The organism is Burkholderia sp. Ac-20379, assembly GCF_017104645.1.
Classification (GTDB): domain Bacteria; phylum Pseudomonadota; class Gammaproteobacteria; order Burkholderiales; family Burkholderiaceae; genus Burkholderia.
In genome coordinates this window covers 1-8,160 of record NZ_JAAGPF010000332.1, presented here as the reverse complement: position 1 = coordinate 8,160, position 8,160 = coordinate 1, and the positions used below count along the sequence as shown (strand labels likewise).

The 8,160-nt window shown below is 68.3% G+C and carries 9 protein-coding genes; 8 read left to right on the top strand and 1 reads right to left on the bottom strand.

What is annotated here, in order from left to right:
- From G3N92_RS27925 to G3N92_RS27915, 3 genes are all read left to right on the top strand, one after another.
- A partial coding sequence (locus G3N92_RS27925) for a D-alanyl-D-alanine carboxypeptidase family protein (RefSeq protein ID WP_206130817.1) occupies positions 1–1,162 on the top strand: 1,162 nt, incomplete at its 5' end.
- A 191-nt stretch (positions 1,163–1,353) separates the two neighbouring features.
- The gene (locus G3N92_RS27920) at positions 1,354–2,262 is read left to right on the top strand and encodes a D-amino acid aminotransferase (protein ID WP_206130816.1); all 909 of its coding nucleotides are present in this window, start codon (positions 1,354–1,356) and stop codon (positions 2,260–2,262) included.
- Positions 2,263–2,295: 33 nt separating this feature from the next.
- Positions 2,296–2,607, top strand: coding sequence for a YbeD family protein (locus G3N92_RS27915; RefSeq protein ID WP_206130815.1), 312 nt, complete (start codon positions 2,296–2,298; stop codon positions 2,605–2,607).
- Here the strand turns inward: G3N92_RS27915 and G3N92_RS27910 are convergent.
- A complete protein-coding gene (locus G3N92_RS27910; RefSeq protein WP_206130814.1) occupies positions 2,591–3,697 on the bottom strand; it encodes a transcriptional regulator GcvA in 1,107 nt (368 codons plus the stop codon). The two genes, G3N92_RS27915 and G3N92_RS27910, sit on opposite strands and share 17 nt — an antisense overlap.
- Positions 3,698–3,798: 101 nt before the next feature.
- Between G3N92_RS27910 and G3N92_RS27905 the strand changes: the two genes are divergently transcribed.
- The 5 genes from G3N92_RS27905 (at position 3,799) to G3N92_RS27885 (ending at position 8,012) form a co-directional block, all read left to right on the top strand.
- Positions 3,799–4,125 carry a DUF2917 domain-containing protein gene (locus tag G3N92_RS27905; protein ID WP_206130813.1) on the top strand — a complete coding sequence of 109 codons (327 nt, stop codon included), beginning with the start codon at positions 3,799–3,801 and terminating at the stop codon, positions 4,123–4,125.
- A 72-nt stretch (positions 4,126–4,197) separates the two neighbouring features.
- Positions 4,198–4,953, top strand: a complete 756-nt coding sequence (lipB, locus tag G3N92_RS27900) for a lipoyl(octanoyl) transferase LipB (RefSeq protein WP_206130812.1) — start codon at positions 4,198–4,200, stop codon at positions 4,951–4,953.
- Positions 4,946–5,929, top strand: a complete 984-nt coding sequence (lipA, locus tag G3N92_RS27895; protein ID WP_206130811.1) for a lipoyl synthase — start codon at positions 4,946–4,948, stop codon at positions 5,927–5,929. Before lipB ends, lipA begins: the two co-directional genes overlap by 8 nt.
- A 230-nt stretch (positions 5,930–6,159) precedes the next feature.
- Positions 6,160–7,194, top strand: a complete 1,035-nt coding sequence (gene tauA, locus G3N92_RS27890; RefSeq protein WP_206130810.1) for a taurine ABC transporter substrate-binding protein — start codon at positions 6,160–6,162, stop codon at positions 7,192–7,194.
- 20 nt (positions 7,195–7,214) lie between these two features.
- A complete protein-coding gene (locus tag G3N92_RS27885) occupies positions 7,215–8,012 on the top strand; it encodes an ABC transporter ATP-binding protein (protein WP_206130809.1) in 798 nt (265 codons plus the stop codon).
- Positions 8,013–8,160: the final 148 nt, after the last annotated feature.

Below are 8,160 nucleotides of genomic sequence, written 5' to 3'. Positions count from 1 at the left end.
CAAGAAGGCGGCGGCCGCCGCTGCTGCCGCTGCCGCGCCCACCGGCGCGCCGGCCACGTTCATGCCGGGCGCGGTGCCGCCGCCGGGCGTCAACGCGCGCTCGTGGGTGCTGGTCGACGCCAGCAGCAACCAGGTGCTCGCTTCCGGCAACGCCGACGAACGCGTCGAGCCGGCCTCGCTGACCAAGCTGATGACGGCCTACCTGGTGTTCGAGGCGCTGTCGACCAAGAAGATCTCGATGGAGCAGATCGTCACGCCGAGCGACGCCGTGCGCCGCGTCGGCACCGACGAATCGCGCATGTTCATCGAGGCCGAGAAGCCGGTGTCGGTGCACGACCTCGTGTACGGCATGATCATCCAGTCGGGCAACGACGCCGCGATCGCGCTGGCCGAACTGGTCGGCGGCAGCGAGTCGCAGTTCGTCAACATGATGAACACCGAGGCGCAGAAGCTCGGCATGACCGGCACGCACTTCGCCGACGTGAACGGCATGCCCGATCCGCAGCACTACACCACGGCCGGCGATCTGGCCAAGCTGTCGGCGCGCCTGATCCGCGATTTCCCCGATTACTACAACATCTTCTCGGTCAAGGAATTCCGCTACAACAACATCACCCAGGCGAACCGCAACCGCCTGCTGTGGACCGACCCGACCGTCGACGGCCTGAAGACGGGCCACACGCAAGCGGCCGGCTACTGCCTGATCGCGTCGGCCAAGCGTCCGCTGGCCGACGGCGGCACGCGCCGTCTGGTCTCGGTGATGATGGGCGAAACCAAGGAAAGCGACCGCGTGGCCGACAGCATGAAGATGCTGAACTACGGCTACAGCGCGTTCGACGCCGTGCGCCTGTACAAGGGCGGCCAGGCCGTGGCCACGCCGCGCGTGTACAAGGGCAAGGACAACTCGGTGCAGGTCGGCGTGCAGAAGGATCAGTTCGTCACGCTGCCGAAGGGCGTGGGCGACAAGATCAAGCCGCAGGTCACGCTGAACACGCCGCTGATCGCGCCGCTGGCCGAAGGCCAGCAGGTCGGCTCGGTGCAGTTCGTGGCCGACGGCAAGACGGTCGCGCAGTTCCCGGTCGTCGCGCTGCAGGCGGTGCCGGAAGCGGGCCTGTTCGGCCGCATCTGGGATTCGATCCTGCTGATGTTCGCCAAGAAGTAAGCACGGGCGGCAAGGCGGCCGAGGCTGGCCGCCTTGCCACCGTCATTTCGCCGCCGGCGGTAAGCTGTCGGCTCGGGCTGGCCGCGCAACCTTGCAGTCGGGTTTCGCGGCCAGCCTTTGCATTGCGCCGGCGCGGCCCGCCTCGCGCCGCGCCGGCGCATCGAACGCGTCATCCTCTTTCGTTGAGCGCCATGAGCCAAGCCGATTTCGACCCCGTCGTCCATCTGAGCATCCATGCCGACGTGCAGCGCGTGCCGCTGTCCGAGGCGCGCGTGCCGGTGCTCGATCGCGGTTTCATCTTCGGCGACGGCGTGTACGAGGTGGCGCCGCTCTACCTGCACGAGGGCGCGCGCCGGCCGTTCCGGCTGCCGCAGCACTTGGCGCGGCTCGACCGCAGCCTGAAGAAGCTCGAGATCCCGAACCCGCACGACGACGCCGGCTGGCGCGCGCTGATCGACGAGCTGCTGGCGGCCAACGCCGACGGCCTCGGCGATGCGCACGCGAAGGTCTATCTGCAGATCACGCGCGGCGTGGCGAAACGCGGCCATGCGTTCCCGGCCGGCATCGTGCCCACCGTGTTCATGATGGTCAGCCCGATGGAATTGCCCGGCAACGAGATCCGCGCCACCGGCGTGCGCTGCGTGACGGCCGAGGATCGCCGCTGGCTGCACGCCGACATCAAGGTCACCTCGCTGCTCGGCAACGTGCTGATGGCGCAACATGCCGCGCAGCGCGAGGCGTTCGAAACCATCCAGTTGCGCGACGGCAACCTGACGGAGGCTTCGTCGTCGAACGTGTGGGTGGTCAAGAACGGCGAGCTGCTCGCGCCGCCGCGCAGCAACAAGATTCTCGAAGGCGTGCGCTATGCGCTCCTCGAGGAGCTGGCCGAGGCATGCGGCATTCCGTTCGTCGCGCGCGAGATCAACGAAGCCGAACTGCGCGCGGCCGACGAAATCCTGCTGACCTCGGCCACCAAGGAAATCCTGCCCGTCACGTCGCTCGACGACCTGCCGGTGCAGGACGGCCGCCCCGGGCCCGTGTACATTGCGCTCTACGAGGCCTATCAGCGCGCCAAGGCACGCGAGCTGGCCGCCGCCTGAGCGCGTTTTTATCGATTCTTTCTGGAGATGCTTATGACGACCGAACCGACCAAGACAGTCGAAATGACTGGCGCGATCGATGCCAGGAAGGAGACGTTGCTGGAATTCCCCTGCGATTTCCCGATCAAGATCATGGGCAAGGCCCATCCCGAATTCCGCGACACGATCTTCAAGGTGGTGGCGGTGCACGACAACGAGATCGATCTCGAGAAGATCGAGGAGCGTTCGTCGAGCGGCGGCAACTACACGGGCCTCACGATCACCGTGCGCGCCACGAGCCAGCAGCAGCTCGACGACATCTATCGCTCGCTGACCGGCCACCCGATGGTCAAGGTCGTGCTTTAAGCGGCGTTTTCCGGCGTTTCGGGGTGGCGGCATCGGCCGCCGCGCCGGGCGCCGGGCCGGTTTTTACCGCAGCCGTAGTGGTATCCGCCGCTTCATCCTCCGCCGTCCCTTCCGATTCGTCCCGTCCCGGTTTGTCCTCCCGCACCGCCTCCGGTTGCCCGTGCCGAGCCGCGTGCTGCGCGTCGATGCGCGCCCAATCCGCCTCGAACGCCGCCAGATGTTCGAGGATCCAACTGCGGAACGCCTGCACGCGCGGCAGGTTCAACCGGTTCGGCGGGCACACGAAATAGCAGTGCCACGGGCTCGGCCCGGTGATGTCGAACAGCCGCACGATGCGGCCCGCGGCCAGTTCGCTCGCGGCGATCGAGCGGCGCACCAGCGCGATGCCCTGGCCGTCGATGGCTGCCTGCACCAGTTGCGACGAATCGTGGAACAGCACGCCGCGCTTCGGCTCGGTCAGCCGGTCGAGCCCGGCCGCGTCGAACCACGGGCGCCAGAGTTCGTCGTCGGAGCGCAGCAGCGGGTAGTGCACGAGATCGGCCGGCGCCTTGGGCAGCACGCCGCCGTTGAGCGTGGGCGCGCAGGCCGGGAAGAACAGCTCGTCGAACAGCTTCTCGACGTGCAGCCCCGGGTAGTGGCCGTTGCCGAAGCGGATCGCGATGTCGACGTCGTCGCGCGTGAAATCGGTCAGCGAGTTGGTGGATTGCAGCTCGAGATCGATGTCGGGATGGCGATCGATGAACGAGCCGATGCGCGGCGTGATCCAGCGCGCGGCGAACGACTGCAGCGACGACACCACGAGCCGGTTGCGCCGGTCGGTGGCGCGCACGTCGAGCGTGGCGTCGAGCAGGATCGTCAGCGCCGCGCGCACCTGCAGCGCGTAGCGCTCGCCGGTGTCGGTCAGCGCGAGCCGCTTGCCGTTGCGGGTGAACAGCGGCACGCCGAGCTCTTCCTCGAGCGCGCGCACCTGGTGGCTGATCGCGCCGTGCGTGACGAACAGTTCCTCGGCGGCGCGCGAGAAGCTTTGATGGCGCGCGGCGGCCTCGAAGGCGCGCAGGGCATTCAGCGGGGGCAGTTTGCGCAGGTCCACTTGCTCATTTTTCTCACAAGAACGTGAAAACGTATCGTTTTGCGTAAACCCTTGATGTGCCTAGGATTGTAGCCATTCCAACGCATTTTCCGGAGCGCATCATGAGAGAAATTTCGACAAACGTCGTGTTCGAGATCCAGGCCGGCGAGACCGTGCCGATGGTGGTGGCGCACAGCACGCGCCTGTCCGTGCAGGGCGCCACCGTGTGGGCCACCCGCAGCGAGGACGTGGACGACTACTTCCTGCCCCCCGGCGCGACGCTGCGCCTGCGCCGCGGCGAGCGCCTCTGGCTCGGCGTGGAAGGGCCGGCGGCGGCGCAGATCGCGTTCAGCGTGTCGCCCTCGGCCTGCCAGGCGGCGCGCTCGGCGTTCGCGCGGCTGGCGAACCGGTTCGCGGCGTGGCTGCACCAGGGCTGGCGCGTGGTGTGAGCGCCGCCGGGGCCGGATCGACCCACGCACGAGGCCCGGCGGCGCAGGGCGGTTTTCGGTAAACTAGCGCCCATGTCAGCGCCGCCGGTCACCCACGTGTCTTCCCATTCCAACGATTCCGGCAGTGCCGCGCCGTCCGAAAACGGGGCCGCACTGCCGTCGCCCGTCGTGCGCTGGCTCGGCAGCGCGCCCTACGAACCGACCTTCGACGCGATGCGCGCGTTCACCGATGCGCGCGACGCCGGCACCGCCGACGAAATCTGGCTGGTCGAACACCCCCCCGTCTACACGCTCGGCCAGGCCGGCGACCCGGCGCACCTGCTGGTGGCCAACAGCGGCGTGCCGCTGGTCAAGGTCGATCGCGGCGGGCAGATCACCTATCACGGCCCCGGCCAGATCGTCGCCTACCTGCTGGTGGACCTGCGCCGCCGCAAGCTGATGGTTCGACCGATGGTCGAGCGGATCGAGCAGGCCGTGATCGAAACCCTTGCGGCGTATAATCTCGCGTCGATCCGCAAGGCGGGCGCGCCCGGTATCTACGTGGAATCGGGGCCGCATGCGGGCGCAAAGATCGCCGCGCTCGGTCTGAAGATTCGCAACGGATGCAGTTATCACGGGCTGAGCCTCAACGTCCGGATGGATCTCGCCCCGTTTCTCGCGATCAACCCGTGCGGCTATGCAGGGCTCGAAACGGTCGACATGGCGGCCGTCGGCGTGGTCGCCGACTGGCGCGACGTGGCCGAGACGCTCGTGCGCCGTCTGACCGCCAACCTTGACGGCGCCACCGCCGCCGCATTGCCGCAGGCACTGGAACACACGAATGACTGACGTAATCGCAACTCCGGCACCGGCCGAATCGGCCGCCTACGATCCCACCGCCAAGCAGAAGGCGCAGGCGAAGACGGCCCGCATTCCGATCAAGATCATCCCCATCGAGAAGCTCAAGAAGCCCGACTGGATCCGCGTCAAGGCGGCCACCGGCAGCTCGCGCTTCAACGAGATCAAGACGATCCTGCGCGAGCACAACCTGCACACGGTGTGCGAGGAAGCGAGCTGCCCGAACATCGGCGAATGCTTCGGCAAGGGCACCGCCACGTTCATGATCATGGGCGACAAGTGCACGCGCCGCTGCCCGTTCTGCGACGTCGGCCACGGCCGCCCCGATCCGCTCGACGAGAACGAGCCGGCCAACCTGGCGCGCACCATCGGCGCGCTCAAGCTCAAGTACGTGGTGATCACGAGCGTCGACCGCGACGATCTGCGCGACGGCGGTGCCGGCCATTTCGTCGAATGCATCCGCCAGGTGCGCGAGCAGTCGCCGGACACGCGCATCGAAATCCTGACGCCCGATTTCCGCGGCCGTCTCGATCGCGCGATCGGCATCCTGAACGCCGCGCCGCCCGATGTCATGAACCACAACCTCGAAACGGTGCCGCGTCTCTACAAGGAAGCGCGCCCCGGTTCGGATTACGCGCATTCGCTGAAGCTGCTGAAGGATTTCAAGGCGCTGCACCCGGATGTCGCCACCAAGTCGGGCCTGATGGTCGGCCTCGGCGAAACGCCCGAGGAAATCCTCCAGGTGATGCGCGACCTGCGCGCGCACGACGTCGACATGCTGACGATCGGCCAGTATCTGCAGCCGTCGGAGCACCATCTGCCGGTGCGCGAATACGTGCACCCGGACGTCTTCAAGATGTACGAGGAAGAGGCCTACAAGATGGGCTTCACGCATGCGGCCGTGGGCGCGATGGTGCGTTCGAGCTACCACGCCGATCTGCAGGCGCACGGCGCGGGCGTGGTCTGAGCCGCGTTTTCCGCTTCCCGCTTCGCCGTCGTCACGAAAACCCGCCGCAAGGCGGGTTTTTCGTTTGCGGGGCGCCGCCGCCGCGTCATTGCCGGCGGCATCCGTTTCAGCGCGAAATGCATAGCGTCAGCAGCGTCAATTGCATCGCAGGAATCGATAGAACCGCGCGGGCATGAAGTCTCTATAGTCGGGCGTTTTCGAGCCACCGCATCCGACCCGAGAGGTAAGCCATGCCGCGTTTCCGTTCCGTCCGCACCGTCCTGACCACCGCGCTTGCCGGCGCCGTCGCCGCGCTGACGCTGTCCGCCGCTCCGGCGCGGGCCGCCGACAAGGAGGTGGTGATCGCGTATCAGGACATGGTGGTGCCGTGGCGCTACGCGCAGGCGACGGGCGAGGTGGAGAAGGCCACCGGCTACAAGGTCACGTTCCGCAAGCTCGGCAGCGGCGCCGACGTGATCCGCGCGCTCGCCTCGGGCTCGGTGCAGCTCGGCGAGGCCGGCTCCGCGCCGATCGCGGCGGGCCTGTCGCAGGGCGTGGACCTCTCGCTGTTCTGGATTCTCGACAACATCAACGACGCCGAGGCGCTGGTCGCGCGCAACGGCTCGGGCGTCAACAGCGTGGCCGACCTGAAGGGCCACAAGATCGGCCTGCCGTTCGTGTCGACCTCGCACTTCCACGCGCTGGTCGCGCTGCAGCAGGCCGGCGTCGATCCGAACTCGGTGAAGATCCTGAACCTGCGCCCGCCCGAAGTGGCGGCCGCCTGGGCGCGCGGCGACATCGACGCGACCTACATCTGGGATCCGGTGCTGGCCAAGGTCAAGCAGAACGGCAAGGTGCTGATCACGTCGGGCCAGGTGGCGAAGGCCACCGGCAAGGCGACGTTCGACGGCTTCGTCGCCACGCGCCGCTTCGCCCACGACAACCCCGAATTCGTCGCGCGCTTCGTGAAGGTGCTGGCCGCGGCCGACGCCGATTACCGCGCGCATCCGAACGCCTGGGGCAAGGGCTCGGCGCAGGCCGCGGCGGTGGCGAAGGAATCGGGCGCGAACGCCGACGACGTGCCGGCCAGCCTCGCGCTGTACGCGTTCCCGTCGCCGGCCGAACAGGCTTCGGCCACATGGCTCGGCGGCGGCGCGCAATCGGGCGCGGCGAAATCGCTGGCCGCCACGGCCGCGTTCCTGAAATCGCAGGGGACGATTCAAACGGTGCTGCCCGATTACTCGGTCGGCGTCGATCCGCAATTCGTGAAGGCCGCCGCGCACTGAGCGGCGACAAGGAGCGCGCGATGAGCAGGCTCGATATCCGGCGGCTGTCGGTCGCCTATCCGGGGGAGCGCGGGCGCGGCGACACGCAGGCGCTGGCCGACGTCGACCTGTCGATCGACAGCGGCGAGTTCGTGGTGGCGGTGGGCGCGTCGGGTTGCGGCAAGACCACGCTGCTGAACTGCATCGCGGGCTTCGTCGCGCCGACGGCCGGCGAGGTGCGGCTCGACGACGCGCCGGTGCTCGGGCCGGGCGCCGATCGCGGCGTGGTGTTCCAGAAATACGCGCTGCTGCCGTGGCTCGACGTGCTCGGCAACGTCGCGCTCGGCTTGCGCTTTCAGGGCGTCGCACGCGCCGAACGCGAGGCGCGCGCGCGGCGGATCCTGGCGCTGGTCGGGCTGGAGCGGCATGCGCAGTCGCGCATCTACGCGCTGTCGGGCGGCATGCAGCAGCGCGTCGGCATCGCCCGCGCGCTGGCCGGCGACCCGCGCGTGCTGCTGATGGACGAGCCGATGGGCGCGCTCGACGCGATGACGCGCGAATCGATGCAGGAGCTGGTGCTCGACCTCTGGGCGCGCACCGGCAAGACGGTGTTCTTCATCACGCACGACGTGGAGGAGGCGCTGTTTCTCGGCACGCGCGTGGTGGTGATGACGCCGGGGCCGGGCCGCATCGCCGAATCGCACGAACTGCCGTTCGCGCGGCGCTTCGTGCAGACGCGCGATGCGCGGGCCGTGAAATCGTCGCCCGAATTCATCGCGTGGCGCGAGCGTCTGATCGGTTTGCTGCACGGGCGCACGCACGCGAAGGAGGCCGCATGAGCGCGCAGGACGACGTCACGCTGGAAGCCGGCGCGTCATCGCCGGCCGATTGGACGCGCTCGCGCACGGTGACGTGGCAGGCGCAACCGGGCCGCGCCGATGCGGCCATCCGGCCGGCACAGGCGATTGCGCCGCCCATGACAACCGC

Coding starts and splice junctions, on each gene's coding strand:
- G3N92_RS27920 (WP_206130816.1), top strand. CDS start 1,354: ATGAGCCAAGCCGATTTCGACCCCGTCGTCCATCTGAGCATCCATGCC.
- G3N92_RS27915 (WP_206130815.1), top strand. CDS start 2,296: ATGACGACCGAACCGACCAAGACAGTCGAAATGACTGGCGCGATCGAT.
- G3N92_RS27905 (WP_206130813.1), top strand. CDS start 3,799: ATGAGAGAAATTTCGACAAACGTCGTGTTCGAGATCCAGGCCGGCGAG.
- lipB (WP_206130812.1), top strand. CDS start 4,198: ATGTCAGCGCCGCCGGTCACCCACGTGTCTTCCCATTCCAACGATTCC.
- lipA (WP_206130811.1), top strand. CDS start 4,946: ATGACTGACGTAATCGCAACTCCGGCACCGGCCGAATCGGCCGCCTAC.
- tauA (WP_206130810.1), top strand. CDS start 6,160: ATGCCGCGTTTCCGTTCCGTCCGCACCGTCCTGACCACCGCGCTTGCC.
- G3N92_RS27885 (WP_206130809.1), top strand. CDS start 7,215: ATGAGCAGGCTCGATATCCGGCGGCTGTCGGTCGCCTATCCGGGGGAG.